Below are 18121 nucleotides of genomic sequence, written 5' to 3'. Positions count from 1 at the left end.
GTGGAGCGGGCCGTTTGGCCCGCTCCACCGGTTCAGAACTTGTTGTTACTCTGCAGCTGCAGCAGCAACAATGTTCACTACGCGACGGCCGCGGCGAGTACCAAACTCAACCGCACCGGCCTGCAGTGCGAACAGGGTGTCGTCGCCACCGCGACCGACGCCTGCACCCGGGTGGAAGTGGGTTCCACGCTGGCGAACGATGATCTCGCCAGCGGAAACTACCTGACCACCGAAACGCTTGACGCCCAGGTACTGAGCGTTGGAGTCACGACCGTTGCGAGTGGAACTCGCGCCTTTTTTGTGTGCCATGTGAAATGCCTGCCTCTAAATTTCTGGGGAAACTGAAAAACCTGAACAGCGGTAACGAAAGTTACGCGATGCTGGTGATCTTGATCTTGGTCAGTTCCTGACGGTGACCCTGACGCTTCCGGTAGCCGGTCTTGTTCTTGAACTTCTGGATGACGATCTTCGGACCACGGAGGTCTTCGAGGATCTCAGCCGTGACCTTGACGTTGGCCAGTTCCGCAGCAGCGGAAGTGACCTTGTCGCCGTCAACCAGGAGCAATGCGGGCAGCTCAAGCGTGCTACCGGCTCCACCGGGGACGCGGTTCAGCGTTACGTAGTCTCCAACGGAAACTTTTTCTTGGCGGCCGCCTGCGCGGACAATCGCGTACACCACTTGGGTACTCACTTCTCTCGACGTTTATTACAAAATTTGCGTGCGGAACCTTGAACCGGAATCAGGCCTGGTTCGCGCTGTGCCTCAACGCCGTGGACTTCTGATCGAAGCCCGCGAGTCATCCCATGAACAATTCCAAGGGGCATAACCCAAGTGTTGGCGTAAGCACCGAAGATCAAGATTACGCTAGTTTGACCTTCGTCTGCAAATGAGGCCGAGTCCGGAGGCTACCTCGTGACTTGCGTCACCAGTTGATACGGACTCTCCCGGCACCGTGCCCATACAGCCTACCGTGTTTGCGCGAGATTAACGCGATTCGGCCAGCGACGCGCGGAAGTGTCCCCGCAATCGCATCTAATCCGCCCAAGGGAACCCTGCCAAAGTGACGCCCGGCAAACTCAGGCAAACAGCCTGGGAGCATCGAAGAATGCGGTCTCGTAACGGCAGGACTGGGTGAAGGCCTCCATCATCGCGGCCCTCTCCGTATCAGAAGCCGCGACCGCCGCAGCATCCGTGAGGCTGATCGCTTTCCGCGTTGCCGCGGCGAAGTCCTCGTCAGCGTAGGTCGTCAGCCAGTCGGCATACGCATGGTCCGCCGCGGCGCCCGCATTCAGGTAATTGGCATGGAGCTGCCGCCCCACCTCCGCGTACAACCAGAAGCAAGGAAGTATTGCGGCGAGAACCACGGCGTAACTGCCGGAAGCGGACGTTGCCAGCAAATGGTCCACGTAGGACTTGGTGACCGGCCCCAGTGCGGTCGGCGCTTCACGGCTGCTTAGCCACGTCCTGTGCAACTCCGACTCTACCTCCAGGCATTGCTGCGATGACCTGGCCCAGAACAGTTGCTCTTCTTCCGTGGGGGCCAGGGCGCCGGCACGTGCCAAGACCCGGGAGTACCCGTTGAGGTAGATCGCATCCTGGGCGAGGTAGTAAGTGAAATCACGTTCTGGGAGTTCTCCGGATTGGAGTTGCTGAATAAAGGGAAGTCCATGAATGGATTCGAGTTCCGGAACGGCCGCCTCCCACAAAGCCGCAGCGAAGGCGCCCGGGGCTGACGCTCGCTGGAGGTGATGGAAGTGATGCACCGGACCGTTCCCCCGGCCTACCTGGAGTTCCGCCGAGGCTGTCAAAGCTCCGAGTAGCCAGGGCTTTACTTCCCGCAGTGATGTTTCCCAGTTGCCCGTGCGGGCCTGGACGGTGGCCAGGGCGGACGAAAGAGAGCAACCGGTTCCGTGGCTGTTGCGCGTCGCCACGCGGGGACCTGATACCTCCACAACATCCCGTGACAAAAGCCCTGTGGTGTTCACCAAGGCATCCGGGCATTCCGGGCCCGGCAAGTGGCCACCCTTGACCAGAACTGTGTTTCCGTACTCCGCAGCAAGCCGCTTGCCTTGCTCCAGTGCCGAAGCCCAGTCTGCTGCCTCAGGCTCCCCCAGCAGCATGGCAAGCTCAGGAACATTGGGAGTAATGAGGTGGGCCAGGGGTAGCAGTGAACGCAGGGCATTCTCCGCGGACTCCCGCAGCAGCCGGTCGCCACTGGTGGCCACCATCACCGGATCAAGAACCACGACGGCGGGGCGCACCTCTTCGAGCCAGTCCCGGACCTGGGCAATGACGGCAGCATCGCCGAGCATTCCGATCTTGACGGCATCAACGATGATGTCGCCGCTAATTGCTTCCAGTTGTTGACGCAGGAAATGCGCCGGAGGGACGTGGACTGCGCTCACCCCCACTGTGTTTTGCGCGGTGAGAGCCGTAATGGCAGTCATGCCGTACCCACCCAACGCTGCAATGCTCTTCAGGTCCGCCTGAATTCCGGCACCGCCGGAAGGGTCCGAACCGGCAATAGTGAGAACGCGCGGGACCTGGCGGGCTGACGTGTGAGCGTCCAGCGGGTATACCGAGTGGAGCGGGTACACAGATGAATGTAGTGATGCAGCCATGAGGACATCCCTTCGCCGGTGCTAACCGGACAGGTTCAACGGGTCTGGATCTCAGCCGGGCCCATCGCCCGGCACCCCGTGTCAGTCCCCTAGCCTAGCCGGGAAGCCTGGTGCTGCAGGTACCGAACCATCCGGGAGCCCGGATGTGACCGTGGAACGCGTCCCCCGCCAAGGATTCAACGCAACGTAAAAAGGGCCCTGCGCTCCCGCCAGATGCAGGTAGCGCAGGGCCCTTTGAGCCGATGTTGGCCGCGGAGAGCGGCTCGGCCGTGACTAAAGCTCCGAGGCTGGAACCCCGACTCCTAGAATGATGGGCTCGGAGGCCGGCGCCTTCTTGACTGGCTCCACGGGCGCCTTGGCCTCATGGGACGAGCCCTGGGGGGCCGAGGCCGTCACCACATGGTGCTCGACGCTGGTTTCATTGGCCGCACCCTGAGCCCGGCTGGCACTGCGGTTGCGACGACCACGACGACCCCGCGGAGATGCCGAAGCCTCAGGATCTTCCTCAACCCGCGCCGGTGCGTCAGCCTTCCGGGCCACAGCAGGCTCCTGTACGGCCAGCGGAGCGGGTTGTTCCTCAGATGCCGGAGCGGCGCCAAGGTGGGAGAACGCTTCTGCCAGGAGGTCCAGGCTCATGGCAGGCTTGTTTGCCTGCGGTTCCTCGTGATGCTCCACGAACGGCAACGCAACTTCTTCTCCGCCGAAGCGCAGGACCGGAGTGGACCTGGCTTCCTGGGCGGCTGCATCGCGGTTGGCGGCTTCATGTGCTGATGCCCCCGCTTCGTTGCCGGCTGAGGTTCCAGATCCGGCGTCGGCCGTCCCTTGGTGTTGGCCGGCCGCCCGTGCCTGCTCTTCTGCACGGTGAACTTCGTCGTCGTGCAGGTGCGCGGCGTGCGCCGCAGCGGCAATGGTTGCCAGGGCAGCCCTGGTGGCCTCCGCCTTGGCCTGCCGGGCAGGATCCTGCGGTTCAGTCGGGGTCGCGGGGGCAACCGGGGTAGTCGTCGTCGTATGGACCTGTGCAGGGGTTTCGGCTACGGCCTGTCCCCCACCCTTCCCGCGGCGGCGTTTGCGTTCCGTCCGTGCAGCGGGCTGCTGTACCTCGGAGTGCGGGCGGTGTTGCTCGGCTGCCACCACGTTGGCGCGCCGGTGTTCAACGGGCTCGTCATGAGTGACGACGCCACGTCCGGCGCAATGCTCACACTGCTCACCGAATACCTCAAGAAGGCCGGTGCCCATGCGCTTACGTGTCATCTGGACCAAGCCCAGGGACGTCACCTCGGCCACTTGGTGCTTGGTGCGGTCCCGGCCCAGGCACTCCACCATGCGTCGCAGGACGAGGTCGCGGTTGGATTCGAGGACCATGTCGATGAAGTCGATGACGATGATGCCGCCGATGTCGCGCAGACGGAGCTGGCGCACCACTTCCTCGGCCGCTTCAAGGTTGTTTTTGGTGACCGTTTCTTCAAGGTTTCCACCGCTGCCGGTGAATTTGCCGGTGTTGACGTCCACCACAGTCATGGCCTCGGTACGGTCGATGACCAACGAACCACCGGACGGGAGGAAGACCTTACGTTCCAGGGCTTTATGGATCTGCTCGTCGATGCGCCATGCAGCGAAGATGTCCTGATCCTTGGTCCACTTTTCGAGGCGGCCCACCAGATCAGGGGCAACGTAGGTTACGTATGCCTCGATGGTGTCCCAGGCGTCGTCACCGGAGACGATCAGCTTGGAGAAGTCCTCATTGAAGACATCACGGACCACCTTGATAGTGAGGTCCGGTTCGCCGTACAGCAGTTCAGGGGCAAGGACCTTGGTGGAGGAGGCCTGACCTTCGATGCCTTCCCACTGGGCACGCAGACGGTTGATGTCGTGCGTCAGCTCTTCTTCCGACGCACCCTCAGCGGCTGTGCGGACAATGACACCTGCGTTTTCCGGCAGGCGGTCCTTCAGGATGCGCTTGAGTCGGTTGCGTTCGACGTCGGGCAGCTTGCGGGAGATGCCGGTCATGGAACCACCGGGCACGTACACAAGGTAGCGGCCGGGCAAGGAGATCTGGCTGGTGAGGCGGGCACCCTTGTGACCCACGGGGTCTTTGGTGACCTGAACCAGGACGGAGTCTCCGGACTTCAGGGCGTTCTCGATCCGGCGCGGCTGGCCTTCGAGGTTGACCGCGTCCCAGTTGACTTCACCGGCGTACAGGACGGCGTTGCGGCCGCGTCCGATGTCCACGAAAGCAGCTTCCATGGACGGCAGCACGTTCTGGACCTTGCCCAAGTACACGTTGCCGATCAGGGAGTCCTGCTGGGTCTTGGACACGAAGTGCTCGGCGAGCACACCGTCTTCCAGGACACCGATCTGGATTCTGTCGTCGCGCTGGCGAACGATCATTTGACGGTCCACCGATTCGCGGCGGGCAAGGAACTCGGCCTCGGTGATGACCTGGCGGCGGCGGCCGGTCTCCCGGGACTCACGGCGCCTCTGCTTCTTGGCCTCCAACCGGGTGGAGCCCTTGACACCCGTCACGCGGTTTGACGGAGCTGTCTCGGTGATGGGGCGGGGGGCACGGACGCGGGTGACCGTGTTGGGCGGATCATCATCCGCGCCGCCCGTCAGTTCAAGATCCTGGTCTCCACGACGACGACGGCGACGACGACGAGACGTCACGCCTTCCTCAAGGGCTTCAGGTGCCGGCGCTTCTTCATCGTCAGTCTCGGTGCCGTCCTCGGCCTCGTTCTCATCGCGTTCGGTTCCGCGGCGACCACGGCGGCCACGGCTTCTGCGACGACGACGGCTACCAGCGTCTTCCAGCTCGCCGTCGGCAGGGACTTCGGCTTCTTCTTCGGGCTCCTCGGCTTTTTCTTCAACCGGGGCAACGCGGGGAACGGTGGTGAGGTCCGGGGCCTGGAAGATCATGGACGTGATGGAAACCGGCTCCATGAACAATGATGTGGAGGCGGCAGCAGCGGCTTCCTCGGCGGGTTCCTCGGTGGCGGCTTGGGCTTCAGTCTCGTCAGCAGCTGCTTCAGCGGCAGGTGCCTCGGGCTGGGCCTTTTCCGGCGTCGTGCTGTCCGCCACGGCTTCCGCAGCTGCGGGTGCCTCGGCTACCTCAGCTTTGGGCTTGGCAGTACGACGGCGGCGGACCGGCTTTTCGGGGGCAGGTTCGGCCATCGCTTCGGGCGCGGCTTCTGCGGCGGCTTCGGGCGCGGCAGTGGCGTCATCCCCCAAACCGGGCAAAGGCTCGGCAGGCTCTGCCTTCTTGCGGGAGCGGGTGCGGCGCACCGGCGCTTTGGTGGCCTCCGGGGTCGCTTCCGGCGCCGGCGTGTCAGCCGCAGGCGCCTCTACGTCAGCAGCAACCTTGGGCGCTGCCTTGCGCCGGGTCCTGGTGGCTTTTTTGGGCGCTTCCGCAGTTTCCGCGGGAGCTGCCTCGTCATTAACGGCTACAACCTGGTCATTATCCATATGTGGCAACACTCCTGCCCCAGCGACGCCGCCACATCCGGCGCCCAGTGGAGCAAATATTGTCAAAACCCGCAGGCGTTGACAGAAGTCGGCAGTATGCCTCCCGGTTCGCACCAGCATTGGGGTGCGGCAGCCCTGGAAGGCCGGCGGCTTTATTCTGGAACCCGTTGTTCTGCTGCCACAACCAGGTGCCGTCCATTGTCATGGCGGGCCCACCGAGGATCACGTGATCCGGGCATGCCCAGCTCATACTGGCGGTCTTGGGAACAAAGTCACCGGACCGGGTGTCGAATGTGGATCGACGTCCGGCCATGTTCATTCTCTCACACCCCTGCACATTCGCGGCGAAGGCCGCTGTGTCGCGGAACTCCGCCAGCGAAGCTGGGGCCGGCGCCCAGTCTTCGGCGTTACAATCCTCCCAAGAGCCCTTCCCGGCTTGCCGGGCCATTTGTCGAAAAGGACCACATCCACGATGCCAAGCACCGCCAGGGGAAACCTGGCCAATCAAGCCACAGTCCATGTGGAGGACATGTCCACCCCTCAGGACTCCCTTCCCGCGACGGTCCGGGACAGGCCCTTTGCCTGGCTGTTGCTGATCACCGGTGTTATTGGATGGTTGGCGTCCGGAGCCCTGGTACTGGAGAAACTTGAGGTGCTCAAGGATCCCAACCATGTAACCGTGTGCGATGTAAATCCCTTTGTCTCCTGCGGTGCCGTGATGCAGACACCGCAGAGCTCTGTGTTCGGTTTCCCTAACATGTTCATCGGCATCGTCGCCTTTGCTGTGATCATCACTACGGCCATGGGCATCCTCGCCGGAGCAAAGTATTCACGCGGTTACTGGCTGGGTCTCCAAGCCGGCGTGACCCTCGGATTCGCCTTTGTTGTGTGGCTGTGGTCGCAGGCCCTCTACGCAATCCACGTTCTGTGCCCGTTCTGCATGGTGGTGTGGGCCGCCATGATCCCGCTTTTCGTCTGGGTGACCATCCGCAACGTCACCAGCGGGGTCATCAAGGCGCCACCCGCAGTGGTCAAGCTGCTGTCCGGTTCAGGCTGGATCATCGTTGCCCTGCTGTATGTGGCCGTCATCGCCACTATTTTCTTCTCTTTCATGCACCTCTTCGTGCCGTCCACAGCGTAGAACCACCACTCGCCGCAAAAACAGTTAAGGCCAATGTTCACGAAGAACATTGGCCTTAATTGTTTTCCCGAAGGGCTTTGCTTAGCCCTTGAACCAGATCTTGATCTCACGTTCGGCAGAGTCGACTGAATCTGAGCCGTGGACGAGGTTCTGCTGGACTGCCAGGCCCCAGTCGCGGCCGAAGTCACCGCGGATGGTGCCCGGCGCAGCCGTCGTGGGATCCGTAGTTCCGGCCAGCGAGCGGAAGCCTTCGATCACGCGGTGGCCTTCGAAGACTGCTGCGATGACCGGTCCGCTCAGCATGAACTCAACCAGTGGCTCATAGAACGGCTTGCCCACGTGTTCCTCGTAGTGCTGCTCAAGCAGCTCACGGGTCGCGTTGACCTTCTTCAGCTCCGCCAGGGTGTAGCCCTTGGCTTCGATCCGGGCGAGGATGGTTCCGCCCAGGTTGCGGGCGACGCCGTCGGGCTTGACCAGAACAAGGGTCCGTTCAATGCTCACAGTTGCTCCAATATGGTTGGTCGGTGGTTTTCCCAGCCAGTTTACGGGGTTTGCGGGTCTGCTTGGTCACCATGGGCTGCGTCCCATTCGGCCTGCTCGCGGTCACGTTGTGCCACCTCGCGGTCAATCCGCATTCCAGCCCTGATTCCGTACCACCAGCAGATGGCAAACAGGATCCCCACAATGAACATAGTGGGTTCGGCGAAGCCCGTCAGGATCAGCACCACCTGCAGCCCCCAGCCGAGGGCGATGCCCCACGGCTTCGAGAGCACGGCACAGGCCAGAACCAGCACCACCGTCAGTGCTATACCGACACCCAAAATGATGCCCGGATCAACTTCCCCGCGCCTCAAGCCGAAAACCGCCAGAGTACCGAAGAACGCGACGAACGCTTCAAGCAGGAGCACGGTGGAAGCGAACATTACTTTGGTGGACCGGCGCTTCTTGGGCATGCCGGGCCGCCATTCGCGCTGAGCCTTGGTCATTTTCGCCATGTTAGGCACTTGCCTTTCCGAGCAGGATCCTTGCTTCGGCCACCACGGTGATGGAACCCGTCACCAGGACGCCGCCTGCAAGGTCATCTTTGGATTCAGCGCGTTCCACAGCCCACTCCAGGGCATCGTCCAACTTCTCGGCGATGTGAACGTTGTCCTCGCCGAATCCGAGGTCGACGGCGAGTTCGGCAAGTTCCGCTGCAGGCACGGCGCGGGCCGAGTTGGATTGGGTGAAGCAGAATTCCTCGGCCAGTCCGCCGAGGGACTCCTTGAGGGTCTTGAGGATCTCCTCGGCATCCTTTTCCCGCAGAACGCCAACTACAACCACCAGCTTGCTGAAGCTGAAGGCCTCCTGGATTGCTTCGGAGGAGACGCGGATTCCGTCAGGGTTGTGCGCAGCGTCCACCACGACGGTGGGCGCAGTGCGCACTACTTCGAGCCGGCCAGGTGACGTCACGGTGCCAAAGGCTTCCTTGAGTACATCGGCGTCGAGTTCTTTCTCTCCTCCGCCAAAGAATGCTTCCAAAGCCGCAACGGCCACAGCCGCGTTCTCAGCCTGGTGGGCGCCGTGCAGTGGCAGCAGCAGGTCTTCGTAACGTCCTGCAAGGCCCTGAATAGTCAGGACCTGGCCCCCCACTGCAACGCTACGGGACTCCACCCCGAATTCAACGCCCTCGAAGCGGAACGGCACATCCACTTCCCGGGCTTTCTCCAACAGGACCTGCGCAGCGTCCACCGGCTGAGCGGCGCTCACCAGGAAGCCGCCCGGCTTGATGATGCCGGACTTCTCGTAGGCGATGTCCTCAGTGGTGTCACCCAAAAGATCCGTGTGGTCCAAGGAGATCGGCGTGATCACTGAGACTTGGCCGTCGCCGACGTTCGTGGCATCGGTGATGCCCCCAAGGCCAACTTCCATGACGGCAACATCAACAGGCTGGTCGGCGAACACCGCGAAGCCCAGGATGGTTAGGCATTCGAAGTAGGTCAGCCGCGGCTGGTTATCGGCAACCAGTTCGCTATCCACGATTTCCAGGTAAGGACGGATCTCGTCCCAGATACGCACGAAGGTCGCATCCGGCACCGGCTCACCGTCAATGCTGATGCGCTCAGTCACTTTGGACAGGTGCGGGCTGGTGTAGCGGCCGGTACTCAGCCCGTGGGCACGAAGTCCAGCTTCTATCATGCGGGCCGTGGACGTCTTGCCGTTGGTGCCCGTGATGTGGATGATCGGGTATGCCTTGTTGGGCTCCCCCAGAACATCCATGGCGCGGAACAGCGGAGCAAGGCGCGGTTCCATCTTGTTTTCCGGGGCACGGCCCAGGAGTTCTGCATAGACGCTTTCAACCGAGAATTCGTCAGACATGGATCAGGCACCTGCCTTTGCGACCGTGACCTGCGGTTCGTCGACACTGGCCAACAGGACTTCCAGTTCCAACGTCAACGTTTCGGTCTTAACGAGCTCCGAGTTGGCTTCCAAGGCATCCACCACGTCCTGCCCGGCCGCCACGGAAGTGCGGATGCGGTCGCTCACGTTGAGCCCGGCATCCTTGCGGGCCTGCTGGATGGCGCGGACCATGTCACGGGCCAGCCCCTCGGCTGCAAGTTCAGCAGTGACCTCGGTGTTCAGGACCACGAAGCCGCCGCCGGGCAGCACCGCGACTGCCTTCTTGGCGGCAGCACCGCCGTCGGCCGCTTCTGCCACCACGGTTTCCAGCGTGTATTCCTGCGGCTCGAGCTCCAGTCCACCAGCCACCACCACCCCGGCGTCACTGACAGACCAGTCGCCGGACTTGGATCCCTTGATGGCCTGCTGCACGTTCTTTCCGAGGCGCGGGCCAGCAGCCCGGGCATTCACCACGAGCTTCTGCTCAATCCCGAACTCCTCCGGTGACGCAGTAGCGGCGTCGAGCAAACGGACCGAACGGAGGTTCAGTTCATCAGCGACGACGGCGGCGAAGCCTTCCAGCGCATCCGCACCGGGTGCCACCACAGTCAGTTCCTGCAGCGGCAGGCGAACGCGCAGGTTCGCGGCCTTGCGCAGGCTGGAACCAGTGGAGCAGATCTGCTGGACCCGGTCCATCGCCTCGACCAGCTTAGGGTTGGACGGGAACAACGCAGCGTCCGGCCAGTCCGCCAAGTGCACGGAACGGCCACCCGTCAGCCCGCGCCAGATCTCTTCCGTGACCAAGGGCAGCAAGGAAGCAGAGACACGGCACACCGCTTCGAGGGCTGTGTACAGGGCATCGAAGGCGTCAACGTTCTCGTCGAAGAAGCGCTGGCGGCTGCGGCGGACGTACCAGTTGGTGAGCATGTCCAAGTAGCTACGCAGCTCATCGCAGGCGCCGGAGATGTCGTAGCTGTCCAAGCTGGTAGTGACGTTGCGGACCAAGTCCCCGGTGTTGGCCAGGAGGTACTGATCCAGCGTGTCGGCGTAGCCGTCATAGCGGAGCTGGGCTTCGTAGCCGGAACCACCGTTCGCGGCATTCGTGTACAGCGTGAAGAAGCTGTACACGTTCCACAGCGGCAGGATGACCTGACGCACGCCGTCGCGGATGCCCTGCTCAGTGACCACCAAGTTGCCGCCGCGGAGGATGGGGCTGGACATGAGGAACCAGCGCATGGCATCGGAACCGTCGCGATCCAGGACCTCAGATACGTCCGGGTAGTTGCGCAGGCTCTTGGACATCTTCTGCCCATCAGAGCCCAGCACGATGCCGTGGCTGATTACGTTGCGGAACGCCGGCCTGTCGAACAATGCAGTGGACAGGATGTGGAGCATGTAGAACCAGCCACGGGTCTGGCCGATGTACTCCACGATGAAGTCCGCGGGGTTGTGGGTGTCGAACCACTCCTCGTTCTGGAACGGGTAGTGGACCTGTCCGTAGGGCATGGAACCGGAGTCGAACCAGACATCCAACACGTCTTCCACACGGCGCATGGTGGACTTGCCTGTGGGGTCGTCCGGGTTGGGACGCGTCAGCTCATCGATGAACGGGCGGTGCAGGTCCACCTGTCCTTCGTTGTTGACGGGCAGACGGCCGAAGTCGGCTTCCATCTCGGCCAGCGAACCGTAAACGTCCGTGCGCGGGTACTCGGGGTCGTCCGACTGCCACACCGGGATGGGCGAACCCCAGTAGCGGTTACGGCTGATGGACCAGTCGCGGGCGTTGTCCAACCACTTACCGAACTGGCCGTCCTTGACGTTGCCGGGGATCCAGTTGATCTCCTGGTTCAGCTCGGACATGCGGTCCTTGAACTTGGTGACCTCCACGTACCAGGAGGACACAGCACGGTAGATCAGCGGGTTCCGGCAGCGCCAGCAGTGCGGGTAGCTGTGCTCGTAGCTGGCCTGGCGGACCAAGCGGCCATCGGCGCGGAGCACCTGGGTGATGGGCTTGTTGGCATCGAAAACCTGAAGACCGACGATCGAAGCAAGCTCGCCATTGGCGAACAACGGCAGGAACTTGGCGCCCTCGTCCACGGACAGGACCACGGGGATCCCTGCGTCTTCACAGACCTTCTGGTCATCCTCGCCATAGGCCGGAGCCTGGTGGACGATGCCCGTACCGTCGGTGGTGGTGACGTAATCGGCCACGAGGAAGCGCCAAGCATTCTGCGTGCAGTACTTTTCAGCATCAGCGAAGTCGTTCCAGAGCGGTTCGTACTCCAAGCCCGCCAGCTCGGCACCCGTGTGGGTGGACACCACAGCGGCAGTTGCGGCATCGGCGTCGTCGTACCCCAAATCCTTGGCGTAGGACCCCAGCAGGTCAGCCGCGAGCAGGAAGCTGCCCGTTACCGGTGCCTCAGCGGAAGCAGCCTTGACGCCGTTGGGTCCTGCGGGCAGGACAGCGTAAGAGATGTCAGGCCCGACGGCGAGCGCCAGGTTGGTGGGCAATGTCCAGGGCGTGGTGGTCCATGCGAGCGCTTGGACACCTTCCAGAGCCTTGGAGAGTTCAGTGTCCCCTGCTTTGATGGGGAACGTCACGGTGACCGTCTGGTCCTGGCGGTTCTTGTAGACGTCGTCGTCCATGCGGAGTTCGTGGTTGGACAGAGGGGTCTCGTCCTTCCAGCAATACGGCAGTACACGGTAGCCGTTGTAGGTCAGGCCCTTCTCGTGCAGTTGCTTGAAGGCCCAGAGCACGGACTCCATGTACTCAACGTTGAGGGTCTTGTAGTCGTTCTCGAAGTCCACCCAGCGGGCCTGGCGGGTGACGTAGGCCTTCCACTCGTTGGCGTACTTCATCACGGAGGCGCGGCAGGCGTCGTTGAATTTGTCGATGCCCATGGCTTCGATCTGGGTCTTGTCCGTCATGCCCAGCTGCTTCATGGCTTCGAGCTCTGCCGGAAGTCCGTGAGTGTCCCAGCCGAAGCGTCGCTCAACCCGCTTGCCGCGCTGGGTCTGGTAGCGGCCTACGAGGTCCTTGGCGTAGCCGGTGAGGAGGTGGCCGTAGTGCGGAAGGCCGTTGGCGAAGGGAGGGCCATCGTAGAAGACGAACTCGTTGCTGCCGTCCTTGCCCGCATCGCGTTGGTCGATGCTGGCCTGGAAGGTGCCGTCTTCGTCCCAGTATTTGAGGATGCGCTCTTCGATTTCCGGGAATTTCACGGAAGCGGACACGCCGTGCGTGCCGGACGAAGACGCTGAGGCCTTGGGGTAGTGGGTCATCTCATATCCTGTGATAGCTGGTTGACTGTCAGGATGCGAGGACGGCGTCTGTGCTGCCTGTCGGCTGCGCAGGTACCGCGGTACCACCTCACTTACCGGAAAGAATTTTCCGGCCTCTCATTACTGCTGTGACGGGCTTACCCGTCCGGTTCTACTGGGCGCATTCCACCGTGTTGATGGGCAGTGCTGTTCTTCCGGAAGCTCACCGGTGATGGCCGGGTCAAAGCTGGTCCTTCAAGTCTAGCGTCAGTGGGGCAACTGCTCTACCCGAGGTTCATCCCGTAGATGGAGTGCGGTACGTGTGGCGGTGCATAGACTCGAGGTCATGACGCACCCATCCCCCGCCCCTCCAGCAACCAGACCGGCTCGACGCCAGCCTTCGGTGGCATGGTCCGTGCTGGCTCTGCTGATGGTGATGCCGGTGGCGGGGGTATCAATGTTCCGGGCAATCCCTGTGGAATGGCCCCTCATCGTGGTGCAATTGCTGTCCTTCACACCTTGGATGGTGCTTCCGGCAGCGTTTGCCGTGGCGCTTGCTGTGGTGGGGCGCAGGCTTTGGGTCATCTTCACGACGACGGCGCTGTTGGCAGTCCAGCTGTTGTGGCTGTTCCCATTGGACGCTGGAAAGCCGGAAGCATTACCTGCAGGCACTGTATCCGTCCCGGTGGAAGTGATGAGCCTGAACTCTGAATACGGGGAAGCGGATGCCGCGAGCATCGTGCGGCTTGTCCGTGAGAACGGCATTCAACTGCTGGCTATCCAGGAACACACTCAGGGACTTGAGGACCGCCTGCAGTCCGAGGGCTTGGATCAACTGCTGCCCAACCGGCTCAGTGAGCCCAGTGAGGACGCCTCCGGTGGGGCCGTGTATTCGGTGTTTCCACTCGAGGCCATGGGACTTTTGCCTGATACCCCGTTCCGGATGGACGTCACGCGGGTACTGGTCACGGATGCGGGGGCCGGTACAACGGCCACCTTGAACCTCACCAATGTCCACGCCCTTCCGCCCGTTGATGAGCGAATCGGTCAGTGGCGAAGCGACTTGGACAAAGTGGCCCGCCAAGCATCCCGCCCAGGACGTCACCTGCTGATGGGCGACTACAACGCCACGTACGATCACTCCGAGTTCCGGGCCATGCTGGATACTGCACTGGGTCGGCAAGGAACCCTGGCAGGTCAACAGGGAGGCACGAAGCTAGTGGACGTCGGAACAGCCTCCGGGGGACGGCTTTCTCCCACATGGCCCATGGAAGGGTTACCGCTTCCGGGCATCGTGATCGACCATATGGTCACCTCGCCCGGAATCAGCAGCAGCGACTACTCCGTCCACCAGGTTCCCGGGAGCGATCACGCAGCCATCATGGCCCGGCTGATCATTCCGGCCGATTAGCTCGTCGCCAAGCCGCTAAACCGTCGTGGGCCAACGACGTCACAGCGGCTTGGCAACGTCTTTAGCCTTCTTTGCGGACCAGCTTATGGTTGGCGGCCTGCGCCACCGGGCGGACCACGATCTGGTCGAGGTTGATGTGGTGAGGAAGTGAGACGGCGTAGTTGACCACATCTGCCACGTCATCAGCGGTCAGGGGCTTCTCGACCCCGGCGTAGACCTTGGCCGCTGCGTCTTTGTCGCCGAGGCGGTTCAGCGCGAACTCTTCGGTCTGTACCAGCCCTGGAGCCACCTCGATGACCCGGACGTTGTTGCCCACCTCTTCAAGGCGCAGGGCGTTGGTCATGGCGTGCTGGGCGAACTTGGCGGCGTTGTAGCCCGCGCCGCCCTCGTAGGCGGACAGCCCTGCGGTGGATGTGAGGTTCAGGACGGTTCCTTCGCCGTGTTCCCGCAGCATGGGCAGGAAGGCGCGGGTGATCTTCATGGTGCCCAGGACATTGACCTGATACATCCAATCCCAATCTTCGGTGTCAGCGTTGGCGATGGTGTCAGCGCCGCGTGCGCCGCCGGCGATGTTGATGAGGGTGTCAGCACCTCCGGCCTCGGTGACGGCCGCGAGCAAGGCGGCGACGTCGTCGTCGTTGGTGATGTCGGCGGGAAACGGCACGGCGCCAGTGCCCGCGCTCAAGGCGTCGAGCCTGTCCGCCCGGCGCGCCACGGCGAAGACCTTCCATCCGGCGGATACGAGCGCCTTCACTGTGGCCTCGCCAATGCCGGTGCTGGCACCGGTGACCACCGCCGTCTTGTTGTTCCTTGGGTTCTGTCCGGAAGGCGTGCTGTGCGCTGGCAAAGTCATGGAACAACCTTATCCGGGGCGTGGGCTCCCTTGACGGGCGGGCTGTAACGCCAGGCCATGAAACAATTGACCCATGGCTGAATCAACGCAGGGTACAGACACGCCCGCCACCGCCCCCATCAACGTTCCCGACAAGCCGGCCCTTGAAGGCCTTGAGGCTGCCTTGACGCAGCGCTGGCTCGAAGAAGGAACCTACAAGTTCAACCCGGACACCACCCGGGAGCAGGTCTACTCGATCGACACTCCCCCGCCCACGGCGTCCGGCTCGCTCCACGTGGGCCACATGTTCTCCTTCACCCAGACTGACGTCCAGGCCCGCTACATGCGCATGACCGGCAAGAACGTCTTCTACCCCATGGGTTGGGACGACAACGGACTGCCCACCGAGCGCCGAGTCCAGAACTACTACGGTGTGCGTTGCGATCCCGCCATCCCCTACAAGGCCGACTACACGCCCCCGGCACAGCCGGCCAAGAACCAACGCGATTTCGACGTCGTTTCGCGCCAGAACTTCATCGAACTGTGTGAAGAACTCGCCGTTGAGGACGAGAAAGTCTTCGAGAACCTGTTCCAGACGCTCGGCCTTTCGGTGGACTGGGACCTCACGTACCGCACCATTGACGACACTTCCCGTGCGGTGTCCCAGCGTGCCTTCCTGGCGAACCTCTCTGCCGGTGACGCGTACATGGCCGAAGCCCCCACACTGTGGGACGTGACATTCCGCACCGCGGTGGCACAGGCCGAACTTGAGGACCGCGAAGTTGCCGGCGCCTACTACCGCTACCCGTTCTTCACCGAAGACGGCGAAAAGATCTTCATCGAAACCACGCGCCCGGAACTACTCGCGGCGTGCGCGGCTCTGGTGGCAAACCCCGACGACGAGCGGTACCAGCCGCTGTTCGGCAAGACCGTCACGTCCCCCCTGTTCGATGTGGAGCTCGAGGTCAAGGCCCACCCCCTCGCCAAGGCGGACAAGGGCTCGGGTATCGCCATGGTTTGTACCTTCGGTGACCTGACCGACGTCACCTGGTGGCGTGAACTTCAGCTGCCTACCCGCGCCATCATGGGCCGCGACGGCCGCATCATTGCCGAAGCCCCGGAGTGGATCACCACCGAGGCCGGCAAGGAAGCTTACGCCGCGATCGCCGGCAAGACTGCCTTCTCCGCCAAGGAAGCCGTGGTTGAACTGCTCAAGGCAGCGGACCTGCTTGATGGCGAACCCAAGAAGATCACCCACCCGGTGAACTTCTTCGAAAAGGGCGACAAGCCCCTGGAAGTTGTGACCTCCCGGCAGTGGTACATCCGCAACGGTGGGCGCGACGAAGAACGCCGCGAACGCCTGATCGGCCGGGGTCAGGAAATCACCTTCCACCCCGCGTTCATGCGCTCACGCTATGAGAACTGGATCGCCGGCCTGAACGGCGACTGGCTGGTATCCCGCCAGCGCTTCTTTGGTGTGCCGATTCCCGTCTGGTATCCCTTGGATGCCCAGGGCAACCCGGACTACGACAACCCCATCCTGCCTTCGGACCAGATGCTCCCCGTGGACCCTGCCGCTGATGCCGCACCTGGTTTTGAGGAATCACAGCGCGATCAGCCCAACGGCTTCACAGGCGACGCTGACGTGCTGGATACCTGGGCAACGTCCTCCCTGACCCCGCAGATTGTGGGTGGCTGGAGCCGCGACGAGGACCTGTTCTCCAAGGTCTACCCGTTCGACCTCCGTCCGCAGGGACACGACATCATCCGCACCTGGTTGTTCTCCTCTGCCGTTCGCGCCGATGCCCTGCAGAAGAGCGCCCCGTGGAAGCACGCGGCCATCTCCGGCTGGATCCTTGACCCGGACCGGAAGAAAATGTCCAAGTCCAAGGGCAACGTGGTGGTGCCCACGGATGTGCTGAACGAGTACGGTTCGGATGCCGTGCGCTACTGGGCAGCGTCAGCAAAACTCGGTGCGGACACGGCCTACGAGATTGCCCAGATGAAGATCGGCCGCCGCCTGGCCATCAAGCTGCTGAACGCTTCGAAGTTCGTGCTGAACCTCGGTGCTACTGAGAACTCGGTGGTGTCCAGCGACCTCTCCGTGCTGACCAACCCGTTGGACCGTGCGCTGCTCGCTCAACTGTCCGACGTCGTTGCCCAATCCACCAAGGCATTCGAGAACTACGACTACTCCCGTGCACTCCAGATCACCGAGTCCTTCTTCTGGCAGTTCACGGACGACTACGTGGAGCTCATCAAGGACCGTGCCTACGGTGCCGCTGGCGAAACCGAGCAGGCATCCGTCCTGGCCGCCTTGGCCACAACGCTTGACTCCCTGCTGCGCCTGTTCGCACCGTTCCTGCCCTTCGCCACCGAAGAGGTCTGGGGCTGGTGGCGCACCGGATCAGTTCACCGCGCACAGTGGCCGGCAGCCTTGGAGATCACCGATGGTGACACCACCATGCTCGGCACCGTGGGCGTAGCACTCAGCGGTATCCGCAAGGCAAAGTCCGAGGCCAAGGTCAAGCAGCGCACCGAGGTGCTTTCGGCATCCATTACCGCTTCGGAAGTGCTGGTAGCCCAGTTGAAGGCCGGCCTGGGTGACTTGAAGGCAGCCGCGAACGCACAGGAGATCACTCTTCAGTCCGGCGAAGGCGAACTGACAGTCAGCGATGTTGTCCTGGCACCTGTCGAGGAGCAGCCCGCGTCGTAGCCAGAGTCGGTCCCATCCAGGGATTTCGGGCAAAGGGGAAGCCCCATCAGCGTTTTGCCGTTGGTGGGGCTTCGACTTTTCGGCTGTCTGGTGATGACTTGACAGTCTGGCGGAATCCTTGGAATTTCAGGTCTTCCTACCTCATCACTGGTAGGTTGCTTCCAACTTTGCCAAAGGCTGCGTCGGTTGCAATCACTGAATCTTTGGTTTCCGTGTCCCTCTTCTTTCGAAGTGGGTAAGAACCATTGTTGTCCCGTTGGGGTTGATGCACAAGGCTTTCGCGAGAACTACAAACCTGTAGTT

The 18121-nt window shown here is 62.4% G+C and carries 12 protein-coding genes and 1 riboswitch; of the genes, 3 read left to right on the top strand and 9 right to left on the bottom strand.

Features of this window, described 5'->3' with window-relative positions; genetic code table 11:
• Nucleotides 1-45 precede the first annotated feature (45 nt).
• The 4 genes from rpmA to MOD31_RS17405 form a co-directional block, all read right to left on the bottom strand.
• Nucleotides 46-309 carry a 50S ribosomal protein L27 gene (gene rpmA, locus MOD31_RS17420; RefSeq protein ID WP_003803426.1) on the bottom strand — a complete coding sequence of 88 codons (264 nt, stop codon included), beginning with the start codon at nucleotides 307-309 and terminating at the stop codon, nucleotides 46-48.
• 61 nt (nucleotides 310-370) lie between these two features.
• On the bottom strand, nucleotides 371-679 hold the full coding sequence (gene rplU / locus MOD31_RS17415; RefSeq protein ID WP_018777818.1) for a 50S ribosomal protein L21: 309 nt from the start codon (nucleotides 677-679) through the stop codon (nucleotides 371-373).
• A gap of 398 nt (nucleotides 680-1077) precedes the next feature.
• Nucleotides 1078-2622: a bifunctional hydroxymethylpyrimidine kinase/phosphomethylpyrimidine kinase gene (thiD, locus tag MOD31_RS17410; RefSeq protein ID WP_250821215.1), complete on the bottom strand. Its 1545-nt coding sequence runs from the start codon at nucleotides 2620-2622 to the stop codon at nucleotides 1078-1080.
• A riboswitch (TPP riboswitch) is annotated at nucleotides 2613-2711 on the bottom strand. (Overlaps the previous gene by 10 nt.)
• Nucleotides 2712-2895: 184 nt before the next feature.
• A complete protein-coding gene (locus MOD31_RS17405) occupies nucleotides 2896-6081 on the bottom strand; it encodes an Rne/Rng family ribonuclease (protein ID WP_250821214.1) in 3186 nt (1061 codons plus the stop codon).
• A 472-nt stretch (nucleotides 6082-6553) separates the two neighbouring features.
• Here MOD31_RS17405 and MOD31_RS17400 point away from each other — a divergent pair, with 472 nt between their 5' ends.
• Nucleotides 6554-7222 carry a vitamin K epoxide reductase family protein gene (locus tag MOD31_RS17400; RefSeq protein ID WP_250821213.1) on the top strand — a complete coding sequence of 223 codons (669 nt, stop codon included), beginning with the start codon at nucleotides 6554-6556 and terminating at the stop codon, nucleotides 7220-7222.
• Nucleotides 7223-7303: 81 nt separating this feature from the next.
• On the opposite strand, the gene ndk is transcribed toward MOD31_RS17400, so the two are convergent.
• Genes ndk through ileS form a run of 4 tightly spaced genes read right to left on the bottom strand, consistent with a single transcriptional unit; the run spans nucleotide 7304 to nucleotide 12880 of the window.
• Nucleotides 7304-7723 carry a nucleoside-diphosphate kinase gene (ndk, locus tag MOD31_RS17395; RefSeq protein ID WP_142939004.1) on the bottom strand — a complete coding sequence of 140 codons (420 nt, stop codon included), beginning with the start codon at nucleotides 7721-7723 and terminating at the stop codon, nucleotides 7304-7306.
• A 41-nt stretch (nucleotides 7724-7764) separates the two neighbouring features.
• Complete coding sequence (locus tag MOD31_RS17390; protein WP_166840513.1) at nucleotides 7765-8217, bottom strand: DUF4233 domain-containing protein; 453 nt, start codon at nucleotides 8215-8217, stop codon at nucleotides 7765-7767.
• A 1-nt stretch (nucleotide 8218) separates the two neighbouring features.
• Entirely contained in the window at nucleotides 8219-9580 is a 1362-nt protein-coding gene (locus MOD31_RS17385) for a folylpolyglutamate synthase/dihydrofolate synthase family protein (RefSeq protein ID WP_142939002.1), read from the bottom strand.
• Nucleotides 9581-9583: 3 nt separating this feature from the next.
• Nucleotides 9584-12880: an isoleucine--tRNA ligase gene (gene ileS, locus MOD31_RS17380; protein ID WP_250821212.1), complete on the bottom strand. Its 3297-nt coding sequence runs from the start codon at nucleotides 12878-12880 to the stop codon at nucleotides 9584-9586.
• A gap of 325 nt (nucleotides 12881-13205) precedes the next feature.
• On the opposite strand from ileS, the gene MOD31_RS17375 reads away from it, so the two are divergent.
• Entirely contained in the window at nucleotides 13206-14270 is a 1065-nt protein-coding gene (locus tag MOD31_RS17375) for an endonuclease/exonuclease/phosphatase family protein (RefSeq protein ID WP_250821211.1), read from the top strand.
• A 61-nt stretch (nucleotides 14271-14331) separates the two neighbouring features.
• On the opposite strand, the gene MOD31_RS17370 is transcribed toward MOD31_RS17375, so the two are convergent.
• Complete coding sequence (locus tag MOD31_RS17370) at nucleotides 14332-15123, bottom strand: SDR family oxidoreductase (protein ID WP_142938999.1); 792 nt, start codon at nucleotides 15121-15123, stop codon at nucleotides 14332-14334.
• 73 nt (nucleotides 15124-15196) lie between these two features.
• Here MOD31_RS17370 and valS point away from each other — a divergent pair, with 73 nt between their 5' ends.
• Nucleotides 15197-17818, top strand: coding sequence for a valine--tRNA ligase (gene valS, locus MOD31_RS17365; RefSeq protein WP_250821210.1), 2622 nt, complete (start codon nucleotides 15197-15199; stop codon nucleotides 17816-17818).
• Nucleotides 17819-18121 lie beyond the last annotated feature (303 nt).

The sequence above is a fragment of the Paenarthrobacter sp. TYUT067 genome (genome assembly GCF_023656375.1).
GTDB lineage: Bacteria > Actinomycetota > Actinomycetes > Actinomycetales > Micrococcaceae > Arthrobacter.
The sequence above is the reverse complement of the archived record's forward strand: the minus strand, read 5'-3'. Positions and strand labels throughout refer to the sequence as shown.

Bases quoted from the DNA above. Each gene is read 5' to 3' on its own strand.
- thiD (WP_250821215.1), bottom strand. From the start codon at position 2,622: ATGGCTGCATCACTACATTCATCTGTGTACCCGCTCCACTCGGTATAC.
- MOD31_RS17375 (WP_250821211.1), top strand. From the start codon at position 13,206: ATGACGCACCCATCCCCCGCCCCTCCAGCAACCAGACCGGCTCGACGC.
- valS (WP_250821210.1), top strand. From the start codon at position 15,197: ATGGCTGAATCAACGCAGGGTACAGACACGCCCGCCACCGCCCCCATC.
- rpmA (WP_003803426.1), bottom strand. From the start codon at position 309: ATGGCACACAAAAAAGGCGCGAGTTCCACTCGCAACGGTCGTGACTCC.
- MOD31_RS17405 (WP_250821214.1), bottom strand. From the start codon at position 6,081: ATGGATAATGACCAGGTTGTAGCCGTTAATGACGAGGCAGCTCCCGCG.
- MOD31_RS17400 (WP_250821213.1), top strand. From the start codon at position 6,554: ATGCCAAGCACCGCCAGGGGAAACCTGGCCAATCAAGCCACAGTCCAT.
- ileS (WP_250821212.1), bottom strand. From the start codon at position 12,880: ATGACCCACTACCCCAAGGCCTCAGCGTCTTCGTCCGGCACGCACGGC.
- MOD31_RS17370 (WP_142938999.1), bottom strand. From the start codon at position 15,123: ATGACTTTGCCAGCGCACAGCACGCCTTCCGGACAGAACCCAAGGAAC.
- MOD31_RS17385 (WP_142939002.1), bottom strand. From the start codon at position 9,580: ATGTCTGACGAATTCTCGGTTGAAAGCGTCTATGCAGAACTCCTGGGC.
- MOD31_RS17390 (WP_166840513.1), bottom strand. From the start codon at position 8,217: ATGGCGAAAATGACCAAGGCTCAGCGCGAATGGCGGCCCGGCATGCCC.